At 71.3% G+C, this 19993-nt stretch carries 18 protein-coding genes; 10 read left to right on the top strand and 8 right to left on the bottom strand.

The features are described 5' to 3' along the window. Positions 1–147: 147 nt before the first annotated feature. Positions 148–684, top strand: coding sequence for a DUF3455 domain-containing protein (locus tag IF54_RS0112710; RefSeq protein ID WP_030317714.1), 537 nt, complete (start codon positions 148–150; stop codon positions 682–684). An 86-nt stretch (positions 685–770) separates the two neighbouring features. Here IF54_RS0112710 and IF54_RS0112705 read toward each other — a convergent pair whose 3' ends face one another. Further along, positions 771–1163 (bottom strand): nitroreductase/quinone reductase family protein, encoded by a 393-nt coding sequence (locus IF54_RS0112705; RefSeq protein WP_030317712.1) that lies wholly within the window; start codon positions 1161–1163, stop codon positions 771–773. A 94-nt stretch (positions 1164–1257) separates the two neighbouring features. Here IF54_RS0112705 and IF54_RS0112700 point away from each other — a divergent pair, with 94 nt between their 5' ends. Both IF54_RS0112700 and IF54_RS0112695 read left to right on the top strand, forming a co-directional pair. Then, on the top strand, positions 1258–2076 hold the full coding sequence (locus IF54_RS0112700; RefSeq protein WP_030317710.1) for an endonuclease/exonuclease/phosphatase family protein: 819 nt from the start codon (positions 1258–1260) through the stop codon (positions 2074–2076). 90 nt (positions 2077–2166) lie between these two features. Further along, positions 2167–2523, top strand: coding sequence for a DoxX family protein (locus IF54_RS0112695; RefSeq protein ID WP_030317703.1), 357 nt, complete (start codon positions 2167–2169; stop codon positions 2521–2523). A 13-nt stretch (positions 2524–2536) separates the two neighbouring features. Here IF54_RS0112695 and IF54_RS39570 read toward each other — a convergent pair whose 3' ends face one another. Together IF54_RS39570 and IF54_RS43335 are read right to left on the bottom strand one after the other, a co-directional pair. Then, on the bottom strand, positions 2537–2701 hold the full coding sequence (locus tag IF54_RS39570) for a DUF397 domain-containing protein (RefSeq protein WP_078851950.1): 165 nt from the start codon (positions 2699–2701) through the stop codon (positions 2537–2539). A 10-nt stretch (positions 2702–2711) separates the two neighbouring features. Continuing rightward, positions 2712–3092, bottom strand: a complete 381-nt coding sequence (locus IF54_RS43335) for a Scr1 family TA system antitoxin-like transcriptional regulator (RefSeq protein ID WP_234438969.1) — start codon at positions 3090–3092, stop codon at positions 2712–2714. A 159-nt stretch (positions 3093–3251) separates the two neighbouring features. On the opposite strand from IF54_RS43335, the gene IF54_RS43330 reads away from it, so the two are divergent. Further along, positions 3252–3734 (top strand): excalibur calcium-binding domain-containing protein, encoded by a 483-nt coding sequence (locus IF54_RS43330; RefSeq protein WP_234438968.1) that lies wholly within the window; start codon positions 3252–3254, stop codon positions 3732–3734. Between the two features lie 23 nt (positions 3735–3757). Here the strand turns inward: IF54_RS43330 and IF54_RS0112675 are convergent, their stop codons facing one another. After that, positions 3758–4909: an FAD-dependent oxidoreductase gene (locus tag IF54_RS0112675; RefSeq protein WP_030317691.1), complete on the bottom strand. Its 1152-nt coding sequence runs from the start codon at positions 4907–4909 to the stop codon at positions 3758–3760. A 229-nt stretch (positions 4910–5138) separates the two neighbouring features. Here IF54_RS0112675 and IF54_RS0112670 point away from each other — a divergent pair, with 229 nt between their 5' ends. The 3 genes from IF54_RS0112670 (at position 5139) to IF54_RS0112660 (ending at position 9282) form a co-directional block, all read left to right on the top strand. Next, positions 5139–5981, top strand: a complete 843-nt coding sequence (locus tag IF54_RS0112670; protein ID WP_030317689.1) for an LLM class F420-dependent oxidoreductase — start codon at positions 5139–5141, stop codon at positions 5979–5981. A 58-nt stretch (positions 5982–6039) separates the two neighbouring features. After that, positions 6040–8652 carry a bifunctional FO biosynthesis protein CofGH gene (locus tag IF54_RS0112665; protein ID WP_030317686.1) on the top strand — a complete coding sequence of 871 codons (2613 nt, stop codon included), beginning with the start codon at positions 6040–6042 and terminating at the stop codon, positions 8650–8652. Between the two features lie 69 nt (positions 8653–8721). Further along, on the top strand, positions 8722–9282 hold the full coding sequence (locus tag IF54_RS0112660) for a L,D-transpeptidase (protein ID WP_030317684.1): 561 nt from the start codon (positions 8722–8724) through the stop codon (positions 9280–9282). Here the strand turns inward: IF54_RS0112660 and IF54_RS0112655 are convergent. Beyond that, positions 9275–9781 (bottom strand): DUF2165 domain-containing protein, encoded by a 507-nt coding sequence (locus IF54_RS0112655; RefSeq protein ID WP_030317682.1) that lies wholly within the window; start codon positions 9779–9781, stop codon positions 9275–9277. The two genes, IF54_RS0112660 and IF54_RS0112655, sit on opposite strands and share 8 nt — an antisense overlap. A 90-nt stretch (positions 9782–9871) precedes the next feature. On the opposite strand from IF54_RS0112655, the gene IF54_RS0112650 reads away from it, so the two are divergent. Then, complete coding sequence (locus IF54_RS0112650) at positions 9872–13192, top strand: ATP-binding protein (RefSeq protein WP_030317679.1); 3321 nt, start codon at positions 9872–9874, stop codon at positions 13190–13192. Positions 13193–13470: 278 nt separating this feature from the next. Then, on the top strand, positions 13471–14589 hold the full coding sequence (locus IF54_RS0112645) for an ADP-ribosylglycohydrolase family protein (protein WP_030317678.1): 1119 nt from the start codon (positions 13471–13473) through the stop codon (positions 14587–14589). Between the two features lie 18 nt (positions 14590–14607). On the opposite strand, the gene IF54_RS0112640 is transcribed toward IF54_RS0112645, so the two are convergent. Beyond that, the gene (locus tag IF54_RS0112640; protein ID WP_030317676.1) at positions 14608–16182 is read right to left on the bottom strand and encodes a sodium:solute symporter family protein; all 1575 of its coding nucleotides are present in this window, start codon (positions 16180–16182) and stop codon (positions 14608–14610) included. A gap of 125 nt (positions 16183–16307) precedes the next feature. Beyond that, the gene (locus IF54_RS0112635; protein WP_030317673.1) at positions 16308–17096 is read right to left on the bottom strand and encodes an SDR family oxidoreductase; all 789 of its coding nucleotides are present in this window, start codon (positions 17094–17096) and stop codon (positions 16308–16310) included. Between the two features lie 117 nt (positions 17097–17213). Here IF54_RS0112635 and IF54_RS0112630 point away from each other — a divergent pair, with 117 nt between their 5' ends. Further along, positions 17214–18041: a hypothetical protein gene (locus IF54_RS0112630; RefSeq protein ID WP_030317671.1), complete on the top strand. Its 828-nt coding sequence runs from the start codon at positions 17214–17216 to the stop codon at positions 18039–18041. Positions 18042–18095: 54 nt separating this feature from the next. Here IF54_RS0112630 and IF54_RS0112625 read toward each other — a convergent pair whose 3' ends face one another. Then, positions 18096–19943 carry a membrane protein gene (locus IF54_RS0112625; protein WP_030317668.1) on the bottom strand — a complete coding sequence of 616 codons (1848 nt, stop codon included), beginning with the start codon at positions 19941–19943 and terminating at the stop codon, positions 18096–18098. Positions 19944–19993: the final 50 nt, after the last annotated feature.

Below are 19993 nucleotides of genomic sequence, written 5' to 3'. Positions count from 1 at the left end.
CCCGCGCCTTCTCGCAGTTTGCTACGGAGGGAATTCGGCCGACTGGCCGGTAACCGGGCGGTGGGCCCGTAGAGTCCCGGAGCGGAGGGCGCGGACATCGATGTCCATGCCCTGATGACCAGTCAAGAACCGTTCCGGAGAACTGACTTGAAGCTCACCAAGCGTTTCGTCCTGACCACTGCGGGTGTCGCCGCCACGGCCGCCCTGCTGGGTGCGACCACCGGCTACGCCACCCCCTCGGACCCCGCGCCGAAGCCCGTGAAGGCCCCGGCGGCCCTCAAGGTGCCCGACGGCAACAAGCTGACCGCCGTGTTCGGCGCCCGGGGCGTGCAGACGTACACCTGCACCGAGGGTGCCTGGAAGCTCCTGGAGCCGGCCGCCACCCTGTTCGACCGCAGGGGCCGCGCGGTCGCCCTGCACTCCCGTGGCCCCGTCTGGGTGTCCACGGTGGACGGCAGCGCGGTGAACGCCACCGCGATCGCCAACTCCCCGAAGACCGGCACCATCCCCGAGCTCCTCCTCCAGGCCACCGCCACCCGGGGCGTGGGCGTCTTCGGAGGCGTCTCCTACATACAGCGCCTGAACACGGCGGGCGGCGTGGCCCCGGCCGGCGCCTGCACCGGCACGGACCAGGTGAGCGTGGCGTACTCGGCGACGTACGCCTTCTACAAGCCGGCGAAGTGAGGGGCGCGGGTCTGTGACCGGGGTGGTGGGCTTTGCCCGGGGCGGGATGGTGACTCTGCCCGGGAGCGGGGCCACCACCCTTGCTTTCAGGCCTCCAGATCCACCCGCACCGTCAACTGCCCCGCCCCTATGGCCCGTACGGCCGCGCTGTTCATCAGGGGCAGCGAGCGCAGGCGTACGCCGGGGTCGTCGTCCGGCATCAGATGCGCGGTCCCCCGGTGCCAGCGCCCGCGGATCCGCACCCTGACCCTCGGGTCGGCCTTGATGTTGCGGACGTACTGCGAGCGCTCCCCGAACTCGGAGACCAGCCAGAAGGAGCCGCCGATCCGCCTGCCGCCCACCGGGGTCCGGCGGGGGAGTCCCGAGCTGCGGCCGGTGGTCTCCAGGACGGTCTGGAGGGGCAGTCGTCGCATGACCGGGTTGAGCCGGCGCTGGAGGGCCACGGCTGCGCGGTACCTGCGTTCGGGGTCGCGGGGCATGGTCGTTGAGGTTCCCGTCACTCGTCTTCCGTATCCTGACCGGCGCCCTCGATGATCTCAGGGTGCGGGCCGGGCGGACGAAGGGATGTCGGCGATGCGCGTGGTGACCTGGAACCTGTGGTGGCGCTTCGGGCCGTGGGAGCAGCGGCAGAAGGCGATCCTGGCGGTGCTGCGTGAGCTGCGGCCGGACGTGGTGGGCCTCCAGGAGGTGTGGTCGGCGGGCACCGAGAACCTCGCGGAATGGCTGGCCGGTGAACTGGGCCTGCACTGGGCGTGGGCGCCCTCACCGGCCTCCGAGCGCTGGCAGCGGCGGATCGGCGAGCCGGGCGTGGAGGTCGGCAACGCGGTCCTGAGCCGCTGGCCGGTCCTGGACCAGGCGGTCCTGCGCCTCCCCGCGCCCGAGGAGATCGACGACGGCCGCCTGGCCTTCCACGCCCGGCTCGCGGGACCGTCGTACGACATCCCCTTCTTCACCACCCACCTCACCTCGGCGCCCACCGCCTCCGCGGTCCGCTGCCAACAGGTCACGGCGCTGGCGGAGTTCGTCGCCGCGCACCGCTCGGGCACCGGCTTCCCGCCGATCGTCACCGGTGACTTCAACGCGTGGCCCGACTCGGACGAGATCCGCCTCTTCGGAGGCTACAAGACGGCGCCGGCCGCACCGGACCAACTGTTCCTGGACGCCTGGGAGTACGCGGACCAGGGCGCCCCGTCGGCGACATGGGACCCGGCGAACCCGTACGTCGGTGCATCCCCGCGGGCTCGCATCGACTACATCCACGTGGGCCCGCCAGGGCCTTCGCAACTGGGCCACGTCCTGGGCGTCCGGCGCGCGGGGGACGGGCCGGTGGAGGGGGTGTGGCCGTCGGACCACGCGGCGGTGGTGGCGGACCTGAAGTCGACGCGGGACTGAGCGCCTGCGGGACGATGTCACATCTGCGGGTCCCCGTTCGTCGTGATGGCGGCACTGTCACGCCTCACGTCTACAGAACGGGGACCTTCGTTGTTCGCCGCCTACCTCACGGTCACGATCCTCGGCGCGGTCTTCAACGGCGCCGCGGCCGTCACCTACCTGATCGGACACGAATACCCAAAGACCCAGGCCGACATGAAGGGCATACCCCGCAAGTACGTCCCGGTCCTGGGCACGCTGCTGGCGGCGGGCACGGTGGGCCTGCTGACCGGCCTCGCCGTACCCCTCCTGGGCACCCTCGCAGCGACCGGCCTGATCCTCTACTTCACCGGGGCGATCATCGCCCACCTGCGGGTGGGCTCCCGCAACATCGTGGGCGGCATCGTCTTCCTGACGACGGCGACGGCCATCCTGGTCCTGGGCTTGCTCGACCACGGTCCGTGGTGAGCCGGGGGTCGGGTCAGAGCGACTTCAGCAGGCCGTCGAAGGCGGCACGGCTGACGGTGACGACGGTGAGGGCGGCGTCGGAGTCGGTGATGCGGACGTGGTCGGGGCCTGTGGATATGTGGACGCAGGCGTCGCCTTCCTGGCAGTAGGACGACTTCTGCCAGCTGTCCGTGATCATCTCGGCTCCTTCACAGGTTCTGGGCGATGGATTGGATCAGATCCCGGGACTTGGCGGGGCTGAGAGCCATGCCCTCCACGACGTCCAGCAGGCGCCGGTACTTCTCCAGATGGGCCTCGGCGTCGATGAGCATCGGACCGTGGAACTGGTCCAACTGCACGGTGTCCAGAAGGGGGACGGGTCCACAGAGGTAGTTGATGGACTGCCCCGTGTCGCTGCCGGAGCCGGCCGTGACGCCGATCAGCACGCCGATGGTGATCCCGGCGAAGGCCGCGCCCGCATGGGTCAGGACGCCCCTGCGCGAACGCGCAGGATGTTCCGGCCGAGTGGCGTCGTCGACCTGGGTGTGCAGTGGCTCGTCAGGGGGTCCCGACGGGGTCGGGCTGTTCATGGCTTCAGCGTGCGACGGTCAGGCTGTGCGCGCACGCCGGGCCCCAACTGCTCCGACATGCGGTGCACCTGCCCAGGTGCTGAACTGGAGACCGGATCTGATCGAGCACAGGACGTTGCGATGACCGGCAACGGCAGACGACGTGGCCCCGTGTGGCGCATGCGACGGAAGTGGGCATCTCTGGGCCTGCTGGGCCGCATCCTGACCGTGGTCCTGGGGTTACTCGCCGGCTTTCTGCTTCTCGGGGGCGTCCTCAGCGCAGTCGCCCCGTCCGACGGCGAACCCGACGCACCCGCGTCCTCCGAGACCCCGGCGGCCGACACCTCGGTCCCCCTCCCGACGCACCCCGTCAAAAGTCCGACCGTCACGGCAACCGAGACCGTGACCGTCGCCCCCTCCACCCCTCCTCAACCCCCTCCCACGAAGACCGTCACGAAGACAGCCGAGGCACCCGAACCGGCCAGGACGGCCGAGGCCCCCGAACCGAAGACGACGGCCCCAGCGCCCGACGTGTACTACGAGAACTGTGACGAGGCCCGGGCCGCCGGCGCTGCCCCGCTCCACCGCGGTGACCCCGGATACGCGCCGCATCTCGACAGGGACGGTGACGGCGTGGCCTGCGAGCCGTACGCCGGGCCTTGACGCGCGGGGAAGGGGGAGTTGGGCTAGGCGTTCCGGTCCTGGCCCGTGAACATCTCGATCAGCCCCCGAGGTGTGTCCTCGCCGAACATGAGGGCGAAGAGTTCCGTGCCCTCGGCGGCCGTTTCGGTGCTGCGGGGGAACATGGGCTCTTCGTACGCGGTGAGGGCGGCCTCGACGTCGTCGGGGTGGGCCGCGAGGGACCGGGCGAGTTCGGCGGCGTCGAGCATCGCGAGGTTGGCGCCCTCGCCGTTCGGGGCGGCGACGTGCGCGGCGTCGCCGATCAGGGTGACTCCCGGTACCCGCTCCCACCGGTGCTCGGTGGGCAGGGCGGCGAGGGGACGCAGTACCGGACCGGTGTCCGCGTCGGTGATCAACGCGGTGAGTTCCGGTGCCCACCCGTCGAACTCCGCGGCGATCCTCGCGACAGCCGCCGCGGAGTCGGTGAAGTCGATGTCCGCGAACCACTCCCGCGGCCGGGCGAGCATCACGTAGGTGTGCAGGTTGCCGCCCCGCTCCCGGTGCGTCACGAAACCCTTGCCCGGCGCGAGCGCGTACAGCGCCCCGCCTCCGACCACCTTCGCGCTGGCCGGGTGCCGGGTGTCGGAGTCGTGCAGATAGACCTCGACGCAGGACATGCCGGTGTACGCGGGCACCGCGGCCGAGAGCAGCGGCCGGACCCGGGACCAGGCGCCGTCCGCTCCGACCAGGAGGTCGGTGACGATCGCGGAGCCGTCCGCGAAGCTCACCTCGTGGCGGCCCCCGCCGAGCGCCCGCGTACCGCTGACCTTGCGGCCCCAGCGGACCGTGCCCGCCGGCAGCGAGTCCAGCAGCAGCTGCCGCAGCTCACCGCGCTGCACCTCGGGCCGGCCACCGGTGCCGTCGTCGGGCTGGTCGAACAGGACGGTCCCGTCCGGGGCGACCAGCCGTGCCGCCTCGCGGCCCTCCAGCACGAGCCCGCGGAACCCGTCCAGCAGCCCGGCCGCTTCCAGGGCGAGCCGGCCGTTGTAGTCGTGTATGTCGAGCATCCCGCCCTGCGACCGCGCCGTCGGCGAGGCCTCCGCCTCGTAGACGGTGGACGCGATGCCGTTGACGTGCAGGACGCGGGCGAGCGTGAGGCCGCCGAGTCCGGCGCCGATGATCGTGACAGGGCTGTTCAAGGCGTTGCCGGTCGTCATGGTGGCTCCTTCGGAATGGGCCGCCCGGTGACTCCGGTCGGCCGTCTCCAGCAAGGTTCCGGGGCCCCGTCGACAAACCACCGACACCGCACCTACAGCTCCGACAGCGCACCTACAGCACCGACAGACGGCCCGACAGCACCGCCAGACGGCCTGCGGCCCGCTCGCCTCCCCGTGATGCCGACCAGTCGGTATGGACATCCCCGCCCCAGCCCGGTAGAGATGCATCATGCGAATCTCCGTGACCATCTTCCTCACCGACGAGACCATCACCCCGACCCGGCTCGCGCGTGAGCTGGAGGCGCGGGGCTTCGCCGGGCTCTACCTGCCCGAGCACACCCACATCCCCGTCGAGCGGGTCACCCCGTACCCCGCGGGCGGCGAACTCCCGCGCGAGTACGGCCGTACCCTCGACCCCTTCGTCGCGCTCGGCCAGGCCGCCGCCGTCACCGAGTCGCTCGGCCTCGGCACCGGCATCACGCTCGTCGCCCAGCACGACCCGATCGACCTCGCCAAGCAGATCGCGACCCTGGACCACCTCAGCGGCGGCCGCTTCACCCTCGGCCTCGGCTTCGGCTGGAACGTCGAGGAAGCCGACGACCACGGCGTCGAGTGGAGCACGCGCAGGGAACTCGTCCGCGACCGGATGGCGCTCATGCAGGCCCTGTGGGCAGATGAACCGACCGCCTACGAAGGCCGGTTCGGGAGCGTCCGGGCCAGCCACGCCTTCCCCAAGCCGGTTCAGCGCAGGACCCTCGTGGGCGGCGCCGCCGGGCCCAAGCTGTTCTCCCACATCGTCGAGTACGCCGACGGCTGGCTGCCCATCGGCGGACGCGGCCTCTCCGAGTCCCTGCCCGTGCTGCGCGCCGCCTGGACGGACGCGGGCCGCGACCCGAACGCCCTCCAGGTCGTCCCGTACGCCGTCTTCCCGAACCCGGGCAAGCTCGCCCACTACGCCGACCTCGGCATCGAGGAGGTCGTGGTGCAGCTGCCCCCGGCGGGCGAGGGGGAGGTCCTGAAGGCGCTGGACGAGTATGCCCGGTATGTCGGCGGTGACGGTGGTCAGGTGTGACGTCACCCACCTCAAGGCAGCCCCTCTGCCCTGATCACACCGCTCGTATGCTCGAAGGATGACGACCTCCGCGACCTCCGGAACCGGCCCCACCGACCGCCCCAGCGGAACCGGCCCCACCGAGAACTCCATGCGTCGCGCCCTCAAACGGGCCCGGGACGGCGTCGCCCTCGACGTGAGCGAAGCGGCGGTCCTGCTGCAAGCACGCGGCGAGGCCCTCACCGACCTGACGGCGTCCGCGGCCCGGGTCCGGGACGCCGGACTCGAACAGGCCGGCCGCCCCGGTGTCATCACCTACTCGAAGAGCGTCTTCATCCCGCTGACCCGGCTGTGCCGGGACAAGTGCCACTACTGCACCTTCGTGACCGTGCCCGGCAAGCTCCGCCGGGCCGGCCACGGCATGTTCATGTCCCCCGACGAGGTCCTGGACATCGCCCGCAAGGGCGCCGCGCTGGGCTGCAAGGAAGCCCTGATCACCCTGGGCGACAAGCCCGAGGACCGCTGGCCGGAAGCGCGTGAGTGGCTGGACGCGCACGGCTACGACGACACCATCGCCTACGTCCGGGCCATCTCCATCCGCATCCTCGAAGAGACCGGACTCCTGCCTCACCTCAACCCCGGCGTGCTGTCCTGGACGGACTTCCAGCGCCTCAAGCCGGTCGCCCCGTCCATGGGCATGATGCTGGAGACGACCGCGACCCGCCTGTGGTCCGAGCCGGGCGGCCCGCACTACGGCTCCCCGGACAAGGAACCCGCTGTGCGGCTGCGGGTCCTGGAGGACGCGGGCCGTTCCTCCGTCCCCTTCACCTCCGGCATCCTCATCGGGATCGGGGAGAACTACGAGGAGCGTGCCGAGTCCCTGTTCGCGCTCCGGCGCACGGCGCGTTCGTACCACTCCATCCAGGAGCTGATCATCCAGAACTTCCGTGCCAAGCCGGACACCGCGATGCGCGGCATGCCGGACGCGGAGCTGGACGAACTCGTCGCCGCGGTCGCCGTCGCCCGCCTGATCATGGGCCCGGCGGCCAACATCCAGGCCCCGCCGAACCTGGTCGAGGGCGAGTACGAGCGGTTGCTCGCGGCGGGCATCGACGACTGGGGCGGCGTCAGCCCGCTCACCATCGACCACGTGAACCCCGAACGCCCCTGGCCGCAGATCGAGGAACTCACCGAGCGCTCCCGCGCCGCCGGGTTCGAGCTGCGCGAACGCCTCTGCGTCTACCCGGAGTTCGTGCAGCGCGGCGAGCCGTGGCTGGATCCGAGGCTGCGTCCGCACGTGGCGGCCCTCGCCGACCCCGCCACCGGCCTCGCCCGCCCCGACGCCCTCCCGCAAGGGCTGCCGTGGCAGGAGCCGGAGGAGGTCTTCGTCCCCTCCGGTCGCACGGACCTGCACGCCACGATCGACACCGAGGGCCGCACCTCGGACCGCCGCGACGACTTCGACGAGGTCTACGGCGACTGGGGCGCCCTGCGTGAGGCCGCCGCCCCCGGCATGGTCCCCGAGCGCATCGACACGGATGTCCGGGACGCGCTGCGGACCGCCGCCGACGACCCCACCAAGCTCACCGACGCCGAGGCACTGGCGTTGCTGCATGCGGACGGCCCCGCCCTCGACGCGCTCACCCGGATCGCGGACGACGTGCGCAAGTCGGTGGTCGGGGACGACGTCACGTACATCGTCACCCGGAACATCAACTTCACCAACGTCTGCTACACCGGCTGCCGTTTCTGCGCCTTCGCGCAGCGCCGCACGGACGCCGACGCCTACACCCTCTCCCTGGAACAGGTCGCCGACCGCGCCCAGCAGGCCTGGGAGGTGGGCGCGGTGGAGGTGTGCATGCAGGGCGGCATCCACCCGGACCTGCCCGGCACCGCCTACTTCGACATCGCCAAGGCGGTCAAGGAACGCGTCCCCGGCATGCATGTGCACGCCTTCTCCCCGATGGAGGTCGTCAACGGCGCCACCCGCACCGGCCTGTCCATCCGCGAGTGGCTGACCGCGGCGAAGGAGGCCGGCCTGGACTCGATACCCGGCACCGCCGCCGAGATCCTCGACGACGAGGTCCGCTGGATCCTCACCAAGGGCAAACTCCCCACCGCGACCTGGATCGAGGTGATCGAGACCGCGCACCAGGTCGGTATCCGCTCCTCCTCGACGATGATGTACGGCCATGTCGACCAGCCCCGCCACTGGCTGGGCCACCTGCGGACCCTGGCCGCCCTCCAGCAACGCACCGGCGGCTTCACCGAGTTCGTCACCCTCCCCTTCATCCACACCAACGCCCCCGTGTACCTGGCCGGGATCGCCCGCCCCGGTCCCACGATGCGCGACAACCGGGCCGTCACCGCGATGGCCCGCCTGCTCCTGCACCCCCACATCCCCAACATCCAGACCAGCTGGGTCAAACTCGGCACCGAAGGCGCCGCCGAGATGCTCCGCTCCGGCGCCAACGACCTCGGCGGCACCCTGATGGAGGAGACGATCTCCCGGATGGCGGGCTCGTCGTACGGCTCGTACAAGTCGGTCAAGGACCTGATCGCGGTCGCGGACGCAGCCGGACGCCCCGCACGCCCCCGCACCACCCTCTACGGCCAGGTGTCCGAGGAGCGGCAGAAGGCGGCCCAGGCCTCCGACGGCCACCTGCCGGAACTCCTGCCGGTACTGGACTGAGAAAGGGAGTCGGTCGGGGGCCGGTACGATGATCCGACCCCCGTTCGACGGGGATCCTTAGCCGAGGAGATGCGTGCCGTGCCAGCCCCGAAGGTCTGGGTGACGGGTCTGACCGTGGGGGCGGTCGCCGCTGTCGTCGTCCTTGCCGTACAGGCCGACAAGGGAACCAAGCCGAGCGTGGCCCTCACCAGCAGGCCGAGTGTGTCGGCTTCCCCGAGCCCGTCCGCGCGGCCCGAGCCGACCGCGACCGCGGTCCCGGACGCCTCCGGCACCGGCCGCCGGATCGTCTACTCGCTGGGCGAGAAGCGGGTGTGGCTGGTCGACGCGAGCGACGCGGCCCGGCGCTCGTTCGCGGTGTGGCCGGGGACCGTCGACCCGGCCCCCGGCACCTACTCCGTCTCGCTGCGCAGGGGGGAGCCGAGGACGGGTTCGGACGGCGTGCGGATCGAGCACATCGTCTACTTCACCGCGGTGAACGGCGTCAACGTCGCCTTCTCCAACGCGGTGGACGGCTCCTCGCCCCCGCCTGCGGGCGGCGTCCAGACCGGCGGCATCCGCATGAAGACGGCGGACGGCTCGGCCCTGTGGACGTTCGGCGAGACGGGGACGAAGGTCGTCGTCGTCAACTAGCGCTGCGGTCGGGCAGGTTGACCACCAGCAGCGTGATCCCGCTGAACACGAAGACCCGCAGGGCCGCGTCGAGGCCGTTCCAGGTGTCCGACTGCCACATGGAGAACCACTCGCCGCCGATCGCGATGAACCCGGCGCCGAACAGCACCATGAGCATGAGCAGCCCGTAGGTGGAGAACCGCCGGGCGGCCCGGTCGTCCCGGCGCACCCACAGATAGGTGCCGTAGATCAGCACGAGCGCGGCGAGCGTCTCCCAGACGATGATCGCGACATACGCGGTGTTCTGAAGTCCCTTGCTGGTGATGGCTCTCCACATCAGATCGTCGTCCTTGAACGTCGTGTCCATCGCGAGAACATGCTGCACGAACGCCTGATTCGTCCCGAAGTCCGTGATGTTCCCGAACGAGACGAGCGCTATGTACAGCGCGACGCTCGCGGTGAGGAGGGCGGCGGAGAGGTGGAGTGCGGTGCGGGGGGTGTGTGGGGGTGTCGATGCCATGAAGGTCATCTTCCCCCCTGCGGGGCGGTGTGTTCCAGATCGCTTGGGCCAGAATGAGAAGCGGAGAGGCCGCGACGAGGGGACGGACGTATGGCGCAGGCGGAGCCGTCGGCGCAGGAGCTGATTCTGCGCCGCACACGGGCCGGATTCGTGGGCCGCGAGGCCGAAAGGGCCGTGTTCCTGCGGAACTTCGACATCTCTCCGGCCGATCCCCGGTATCGCTTCCGCTTCCATGTGCACGGCAGCGCGGGCATCGGAAAGACCTCCCTGGTCGAGGAGCTGGCCCATCTCGCCCGTGAACGCGGTGCCTTGACGGCCTACGTCGACGACGGGGTCGGCAGCGTGCCGGAGGCGATGGAGGCGCTGTGCCGTGAATTCGCCGATCAGCGAAGGCGGTTCAAGGATCTGGAGCGGCGCCTCGCGACCTGGCGGGACCGGCGGCGCGAGGCGGAGGCCGCAACCCTCGCCGCGCTCGCGCCGGAGCCCGCACAGGAGACGGCTTCGCCTTCGGCCGGAAGCAGGATGGCGGTGGACCTCGGCCTGGGCGCTCTGGAGACCGCACTTCCCGGAGCAGGTCTCGTCACCCGGGCCCTTCCCGCCGACCGGCTCGCCCAGGGGGCCGACCGGCTGCGGGCCGGGCTCGGTGCCCGCTTCCGCAACCCCGACGACGTCGATCTGGTCCTCGCCCCGGAGCGGGCCCTCACCCCGGTGCTGCTCGACGAACTGCGAGCGGCCGCCGCCGACGTGCCGTGCATCGTCCTGTTCTTCGACACCTACGAGCGGACCGGCCCCTTCCTCGACCCGTGGCTCCACGACGTCCTCACCAAGCCCCGGGAGCACGGCCGGCTGCCGGCCGGGTTCGTCGTGGTCACCGCGGGGCAGCGCCCCCTGGACGCCTCCCGCTGGGCCGGCCTGGACGCGGTGGCGGAGGTGCCACTCGCCCCGTTCACCGAAGCCGAGGCGCGTCGGCTGCTCGCTGCGCGGGGCGTCGTGGCGGAGCCGGTCGTCGAGGAGGTGCTGCGCCTGACGGGCGGCCTCCCGGTCCTCGTGTCGACGCTCGCGGCCAAGCGGCCCGACGGCCCGGACAACGTGATCGATCCGAGTGCGACGGCAGTGGAACGCTTCCTGAAGCCGGAGCCCGAGGCCCGCCGCAAGGTCGCCAGGGCCTGCGCGCTGCCGAGACGGCTGGACGCGGACGTCTTCCGGCTGCTCGTCGCCGCCCCGGAGGACGAACTCGACGCGCTGTACGCGTGGTTGACGTCCCTGCCTTTCGTCGGGCCGCGCGCCGAGCGGCTCCAGTACCACGACGTCGTACGCGCGCAGATGCTGCGGCTGGAGCGGCTCCGCTCCCGCACCGACTGGACGACCCGGCACCGGCGGCTCGCGCAGGCGTACGCCGAGTGGCGCGAGGACGCCGAATTCGGTCGCTCCGCCGAGGAGTTGTGGGCGGATGAGGAGTGGTGGGAGCTGCGCCTGGAGGAGGTGTACCACCTGCTGTGCGCCCGCCCGCCCGCGGCCCTCGCCGAGGCGCTGCGCGGCTTCGTCGTGGCCGGCCGCGAGGACGAGGTCGTCGCCCGACGCTGGGCACGGATGCTGGAGGAGGCGGGGGACGCGACGGACCACACCGTGCTGCGGGAGTGGGGGCGGTCGTTGGGCGCGGCGCTCACCGACGAGGACACCGGCCTCAGCACGGCGCTGGACCTGCTCCTGACCCGTCCTGGCCTCGACCCGGCCGGCCGGGCTGAGGCACACGCGCTGCGCGGCCGGGAACTGCGCCGACGCCAGGAGTACGGGCAGGCCCTCCAGGAGTACGACCGCGCGGTCGAACTGGATCCGTTGCAGCCCCTGGCCCACTACGGCCGGGGCCTGACCCACCAGTTGCTGGACGACTACCCGGCGGCCCTGGCCGCCCTCGACCGGGCCGTGGAACTGGCCCCCGACGCGGGGTGGATCCTCGCCGAGCGGGCCGAGACCTACCGCCTCGCGTCCCGTTTCGAGGAAGCGGACGCCGACTACACCCGTGCCCTCGCGCTCGACCCCACCGACGACGTCGCCCTGGCCGGGCGGGCGGCATCCCGGCACGGTCTGGGCAGGCTCGACGAGTCCCTCACCGACTTCGACCGCGCGCTGAGCATCGATCCCGAGTACCTGTGGGCGCTGGTGCGCAGGGCCCGGCTGCACCGTACGCGCGGTGACCTGGACAGGGCCTTCGCCGACCTCGACCGGGCGGCAGCGCTCGCGCCCGACCGGGCCTGGATCGCCTCGGAACGCGGGGACGCGTACCGGATGGACGGGCGGTACGAGGAGGCCGTGGCGGAGTTGGCGCGCGCGGTCGAGCTGGAGCCGGGCTATGCGTCGGCCCTGGCGAGCCGCGGGCAGGCGCTGGGCGAACTCCACCGCAACGACCAGGCGTTGGCCGACTTCGACCGGGCTCTTGCGCTGGTCCCCGACTACGCCTGGGCGTTGGTGATGAGATCCCGGGTCAAGCGCGGGCTGAACGACCGGGACGGCGTCATCGAGGACCTGCGCCGGGCCGTGGCGGCGGAACCGGAGGTCGACTGGATCCGGAACGAACTGGCTACGGCGTACCGGGTGGAGGGTCGCCACGACGAGGCGTCGGCCCTGTTCCGTACGGTCCTGTCCCGTAATCCGGACGACCAGGTCGCCCTGGCCGGCCTCGGCGTGATCCAGCACGTCCGCAAGTCCTACGCCGAGGCCCTGCGGCACCTGGACCGGGCCGTGACCGCCGACCCGGAGTACGCGTGGGCCCACGGCCGCCGTGGCCGGGTGTGTCTGGCGGTCGGCCGCACCGAACAGGCCCTGGCTGACCTGGACCGCTGTGTCGCGCTGGATCCCGAGATGACCTGGGAGCGGGGTGCCGCGATCGAACTGCTGTTGTGGTGCGGGCGGTGGGAGGAGGCTGGGGAGCGGCTGGCAGCGATCACCGACGCGGACCTCGACGACGTACGCGCGGAGCTCCACCGTCACCACGGCCGGTGGGCCGAGGCCCGCGCTCTCGCCGAGGGTCTGCGCGCGAGGGACCCGCTGGTCGGCACCTTCCAGCTGGCCATGACCGTCCACCGCTCCGAGGGTTCCGGTGCCGCCGCGCCGGTCTGGCGCGAGCTGTCCCGACTCGTGGACGGGGCCCTCGACATGGGGCCGACGACGCGCGCCCAGGGCCACTTCGTGCTGGGCTGCGCGCTGGCCGAATGGGATGCGGCCGACCGGGGACTGTCCGAACTCCTCGCCCTGGACCCGGAATGGGACGACCTGGCTCCGATGGTCGAAGTCCTCGCCGAACTCCTGGCCGGCCCCGACGCGGACCGCACCCACCTCGGCCCACGCCAGGCGGCGGTGACCGACGCCCGGGACGCGATTCGGACGCGCCACGCCCAGGACACCGACGCGTAGGCCCCTCAGGAACGGTCCGGTCCCGTCCCCTTCTCGAGCTCCCGAGTGTCGCGAACAACGGCGCCGGGCAGCGGCCCGGTTCGGTGATCTCGTACTCCACTTGCCCTTCGCCGAGTGGGCGGCCCCATGCCTCCGACTACCGGTGAGGGCGGCGTGGCCGTGCCGCGCGCCTTTCGGTCATAGTCGCGCATACGCGCTCGCCCCTCTCAACCCCGCACCCCCCGTCGATTACAGTGCAGGGCGTCGTACATACGGACGGTTGCCACGGGGAGGTCTTGGTGGGTGCGACAGCCGGGGCCGTCGTCTGGGGGCGTGCCGAGCAGCAGGACTTTCGCAGCCGGGTGCGCGGCACGGTTCTCGGGGCGGCCGTCGGTGACGCGCTGGGCGCTCCCGTCGACGCGCTGGGGCTGGACGAGATCCGCGAGACGTACGGTGCCGAGGGGCTCGTGGACCTCGGGGTCGGGTACGGCCGGCGCGGTGCCGTCACGCATCTGACCCAGCTCAGCCTCTTCACCGTGGACGGGCTGATACGCGCCCAGGTGCGCCGGGACACCGGGGCCTGGCATCCGCCCACGGATCTGCACCGGGCGTATCTGCGCTGGGCGGCCACCCAACGGGACTGGGGGCCCGACGAGCGGCGCAAGGACGACGGCTGGCTGGCCCGGGAGGAGTGGCTGTACGCCCGCCGCGACCCGACCCGGTCCCTGCTCATCGGGTTCGGCGACGACACCATGGGGACGCTGGAGTCCCCGAAGAACCCGGGCGAACTCGGGCCCGAGGCCACCGCCCGGTCCGCGCCCTTCGGGCTGCTCGTCGGATGGGAGCCGCAGCTCGTCGTACAGCTGGCGGTGGAGTGCGCGGCGCAGACCCACGGCCACCCGGTCGCCTATCTGTCGGCGGGCGCGTACGCGGTGATCGTGCACGCGCTCGCCCTCGGCGAGAGCCTGGACGGGGCGGTGCAGCGGGCGCTCGCGCTGCTGGCCGCGCGGCCCGGGCACGAGCCCGTGTCCGACGCGCTCCAGCATGCGCTGGGTGCCGTACGGCAGGGGATGCCCACTCCGGCCCGGGTGGAGGAGCTGGCCGCCGACGGGTCGGCGGACGGGCTGCTGTCGGCGGCCGTGTACTGCGCGCTGGTCGGGGAGGACGTACGGCACGGTCTGTGCCTGTCCGTCAACCACGACGGTCCTTCCGCCGCGGCCGGTGCCCTCACCGGTGGCCTGCTCGGCGCCCTGCACGGCGAGACGGCCCTCCCGCCGGCCTGGCTGGCCGAACTGGAGGGCCGTCCCACGATGCTGGAGCTGGCCGACGACTTCGCGATGGAGATGACCCAGGGGCCGACCCTGCACGGCCCGTCCGGGGCGTCCCCGGGGTGGCTGGCCCGCTATCCGAGAGGCTGAAGCGCCGGCCTCGGGACGCTAGTCCTTCGCCCTCGCGCCGATCACGTCGTCCACCCCGCCCGCCGGAGCCGGGATCGCCGCGGCCGCCGCCCCGTCCCCGTCCGTGTTGATCTTCTCGATGATCGCCAGTCGTTCCGGGGTGTCCTCGGGCTTGATGAAGCCGACCAGGACGTAGAGCACCAGGGAGACGGCCAGCGGGATGGAGACCTGGTACTGGAGCGGGACGCCGCCGTCGACGTTCCAGTTGATCGGGTAGTTGACCAGCCAGAAGGCGAGCAGGCCCATCGACCAGCTGGTGAGCGCGGCCGTCGGTCCCGAGCGGCGGAAGGGGCGGAGCAGGCCGAGCATCATCGGGATGGCCATCGGGCCCATCAGACCGGCGACCCACTTGATGACCACCGTGATGATGTCCTTGAAGGCGGGGGAGTTGACCTGGGTGGCCGCCGCCATCGACAGGCCGAGGAAGACCACGGTGGTGACACGGGCGACCCGCAGCCCCTGCCCCTGGCTCCAGCTGCGCGCCCGGCGCCACACCACCGGCGCGCAGTCCCGGGTGAAGACGGCCGCGATGGCGTTGGCGTCGGAGGAGCACATGGCCATCGTGTGCGAGAAGAAACCGACGATGACCAGGCCCAGCAGACCGTGCGGGAGCAGCTGTTCGGTCATCAGGCCGTAGGAGTCGGAGCCGTCCGGCTTCTGCGACTGGACCAGCAGCGGGGACATCCACATGGGGAAGAACAGGACGACCGGCCACACCAGCCACAGGATCGCGGACAGCCGCGCCGAGCGTTCGGCCTGGTGCGCGTTGGCCGTGGCCATGTAGCGCTGGGCCTGGTTGAGCATGCCGCCGTTGTACTCGAAGAGCTTGATGAAGAGGAAGGCGAGCAGGAAGACCGTGCCGTACGGCCCGACCAGCGGCTCCCCGTGGCCCTGGAGCTCCGGCTCGTCCCAGGCGCCGAAGAAGCCGATGCCCTTGTCGTTGAGTTTGAGGACGACGGCCACGAACATCGCGACGCCGGCCAGGAGTTGGATGACGAACTGGCCCAACTCGGTGAGCGCGTCGGCCCACAGACCGCCGATCGTGCAGTAGACGGCCGTGATGGCGCCGGTGATGAGGATGCCCTGGTTGAGGGAGATGCCGGTGAAGACGGACAACAGGGTCGCGATGGCCGCCCACTTGGCGCCCACGTCCACGATCTTCAGCAGCATGCCCGACCAGGCGAGCGCCTGCTGGGTCTTCAGGTCGTAGCGGTTCTTGAGGTATTCGAGCGGGGAGGCCACATGGAGCCGTGAGCGCAGCCGGTTGATCCGCGGCGCGAACAGCTTCGAGCCGATGGCGATGCCGAGTGCGATGGGGAAGGACCAGGTGACGAACGAGGTGACGCCGTAGGTGTAGGCGATGCCCGCGTACCCGGTGAACATCACCGCGCTGTAGCCCGACATGTGGTGCGAGATGCCGGACAGCCACCACGGCATCTTGCCCCCTGCCGTGAAGAAGTCGCTGACGTCGTCCACGCGTTTGTGGGACCAGACGCCGATCGCCACCATCACACCGAAATAGCCGATGAGCACGGCCCAGTCGAGACCGTTCATATGCGCCCTCCCAGGGATCAGCCAGCGCTCATCGTGGGCGCCGCCGCGTGGACACGACAAGCTGACGTCGAGTCAAAGGGAGGTAAAAATATTCGTGATGATGGCCTGTGTTCACCTACTTGAACTCACCGCATCAGCTCCCCGGCGTTGACCAGCAGCGACTGTCCGGTGATCGCCCGCGCCCGGTCCGAGGCCAGGAACACCGTCGCGTCCGCCACGTCCCCGTCGGTCGCGAGATCGGGCAGCGCCATCCGCTCGGTCAGCCGCGCCAGCACATCCGCCTCCGGCACCTTCTCCGTGTGCGCCGTGAACTGCACGTAGGCCTGCACCGGCGGCCCCCACATCCAGCCCGGCAGCACGGTGTTGACCCGGATCCGGTCCGGCCCGAGCTCCCGCGCCAGCGAGTACATCGCGCTGGTCAGCGCCCCCTTGGACGCCGCGTACGCGGCCTGCCTCACCTGCGAGGGGGCGGCCACGGCCGACTGCGTCCCGACGAACACCACGGACCCCCCGCCCGCCGCCCGCAGTCCCGGCAGGCACGCCCTGGTCATCCGCAGCGACCCCAGCAGGTTCACGTCGATGACCGACTGCCAGGTCGCGAAGTCCGCGTCCTCAAGGCCCCCGAAGTAGCTGTCCCACGCGGCCACATGAACCACCGCGTCCAGCCGCCCGAACCGCTCCACCGCCAACTCGGCCAGCGCCACGCACTGCCCCTCGTCGGTGATGTCCGTCGAGCGGTACGCCGTGTGCGTCCCGTCCGGATCGATCTCGGCGGCGCTCTTCGCGAGGTTCGCCTCGGTACGGGCGCCCAGCACCGCGTTCCCGCCGTCCCGTACGACGGCCGCGGCGACCTGGTGACCGAGCCCGGCCCCGACTCCCGACACCACGACGGTCTTCCCGGAGAGAAGTGACATACCGACGGCCTCCCTGATTCCTGTCCGGTCCTGCCTGGTTCCCGCCCGCTCCTGGCTCTGGCGCATTATCTGACGGGGCGTCAGAGTATGGGCGAGCGCTGGAGGAGGGAAGGTCCCATGTCAGAAGAGACCCGCAGCGAGACGTACGCCGAACTGGCCGCCCTAGGCCCCTACGGAGTCCACCCCGGCCACGCCCTGATCACCATGGTCGAACCGCATCCCGGCCACGAGTACGCGTACAACCGCTGGTACGAGGACGACCACTTCTACGCGGGTGCGATGGCCATGCCCTGGATGTTCGCGGGCCGCCGCTGGGTCGCCACCCGGGACCTCCAGCTCCTGCGCGGGCCCGAGAAGTCGGCGGTGGCCCAGCCGGTCACGGCCGGCTGCTACCTCTCCACGTACTGGGTCACCGACGGCCGCTACGACGACCACATGCGCTGGACGGTCGCCATCAACAAGCGCCTCAACCGGGACGCCCGCGTCTACCGCGACCGCACCCACGTCTTCACGGCGTTCCAGGACCACGAGGCCACGGTCTACCGCGACGGCGCGGCGGGCCCGAGGGACTTCCACGCCCTGGACCACCCCTACGCGGGCCTGGTGCTGGAGGTCATCGACGCCGAATCCCCGGAGCAGCGGCCGGAGTTGCTGGAGTGGCTCCTCTCCCGCCACCTGCCGAAGCGACTGGCGGGCTCCCCGGCGGCGATGGTGACCGTCTTCCGCCCGACCCCCCTGCCGGGCGACCGCATGACGTACGTGAAGCAGGTGGAGGGAGTCGACACCCGAGTGACGCTCCTGTGGTTCCTGGAGACGGACCCGAGGGAGTGCTGGAACCCGTATTTCACCGACCTGGAAGACCCGACGACGGCCCGCCGCGAGCTGCTGGCGCCCTTCATTCCGACAGTTCCGGGCACAGACAAATACGTGGATCAGCTTCGCTGACCCAGGGGCGCGGGGAACTGCGCGACCAGCCCCCACACACCCGCAGCCGCACGACTACTTCAACTCATCCGGACAAGGCGTCCCGCGCGGGACGGTGTACGGCGCCGCCAACCGATACGTCCCCGCCCGCGGCGCCAGCAACATCGTCCACTTGTCCCCGTCCGCATCCTCCGGCGTCTCCATCAGACACCCGTTGACGTTCTCGAAGACCTTCGGCGAGGCGTCCGACTCCTTGGAGGACTCCGTCTCCTGCGGCGGCTCCACCTTCTTGCCGTCCGCGTCGACGATCGACAGCCAGGGTGAGTAGGGGATCCGGATGAGAATCGGCCCGGCCTTGCGCACCCGCATGGTCATCTCACCCTGCGCCGCCCGTTCGACCACCGTGTTCGGGGAGGCCAGCGGCGCCGGGTCGGTGACCCGGAACAGCTGCCAGTTCGCATCGCCCCAGATCTGCTTCAGATACGGCATCCCACGCTGGACCAGCTCCCGCTCCCGCTCGCCCCCGCTCCCGTCGGGCTCGTCCTTCGGCACGACCACGAAGTGCACGGCCCACCGCTGGAGCCACTCGTGGTAGTTCGCGGAGTTCAGGGTGTCGTCGTAGAAGAGCGGGTTGCGCTCCATGTCGGCCTGCCGGTTCCAGCCCCGGGCGAGGTTGACGTACGGCGCGAGCGCGGACGCCTCGCGGTGGGAGGCGGCCGGTACGACCTCGACGCGGCCCTTCTCGGCGCCGACCTCCTGGAGCTCGTTGACGAGCGGGGCCAGCTCACGGGCCCAGGACGCGGTGGGGGTCGTATGGACGACGTCGTCCACCGACTTGAAGCCGATCCAGACGGTGAAGCCGGCGAAGGCGACGACGACGGCGTACCACTTACGGCTGCGTTGCACGGTGAACGGCAGCGCCGCCGCCAGGGCGACCCCCGCGAACAGCATCGACAGGCGCGAGATGTTGGAGCCGATCTGGGAGCTCACCAGCCAGACCAGGACGACCGAGAGGCTGTAGACCCCGGCCGTGATCCGGACCGTCGTCCACTCGCGGGGCACGAGGAGGTAGACGAGCACACCGTAGGCGAGGGGCAGCAGCACCGAGGCGATCTTCATCGGCTGGGTACCGGAGAACGGGAAGAGCCAGGCCGACAGGGCGACCACCACGGTGGGCGCGATGCCCAGCGCCCACGCGCCGGGCCGCCGTTTCTGGAGGAACAGGGCCACCGCCACCAGGCCCACGAACAGCCCGGCGACCGGGGAGGCCATGGTCGCGAGGGCGGCGAGCGTGGCCGCGCAGGCGGCCTTGGCCCCGCGTTTGTGGCGCCAGCGGTGCGGCCAGCAGAAGACGACGGCGACCGCGCCGAGCGCGAAGACGGTGCCGAGGCCGAAGGTCACCCGGCCCGAGGCCGCGTTGCACAGGAACGCGTAGACGCCCGCGAGGGAGGCCCACAGCGGGTTCCGCACCGAGCGGCTGCGGATGAGGATCAGGGTGAGCAGCCCGGCCGAGACGGTCCCGGCCAGCATCATCGTCGTACGGACGCCGAGGACCGACATCAGGTACGGCGAGACGATGCTGTACGACACCGGGTGCATGCCGCCGTACCAGGCCAGGTTGTACGCGGAGTCAGGGTGCCGGCCGACGAACTCGGCCCAGGCGTCCTGCGCCGCGAGATCGCCACCGCTGTTCGCGAACGTGAAGAACCAGACGATGTGGAGGATGCCCGAGAGCGCGGTGACGGAGAGGACCGGGTGGCGCAGCAGCCGCTCGCGCAGCGCGTGGACGGCGGCCTTGGCGCGGCCCGCCCCGTCGTCCCCGGGCGGCCGGCCGGTGCCGGGCTCCGCGGGTACGTGTATTCGCGGGCCGGTACCCGGGCCCGGGTCGGTCTCGTCGGCGCGTGTCGGCTCCGCAGTGGCCACCTGAAGGCACTCCCCGTGGTGTCCCGTCTTCATTTCCCGGCCGCGTCCCA

It is taken from the genome of Streptomyces sp. NRRL B-3229 (assembly GCF_000719505.1).
Lineage (GTDB): Bacteria > Actinomycetota > Actinomycetes > Streptomycetales > Streptomycetaceae > Streptomyces > Streptomyces griseorubiginosus.
Note: the sequence above shows the minus strand (reverse complement) of the source record. Positions and strands in the feature narration are given on the sequence as shown.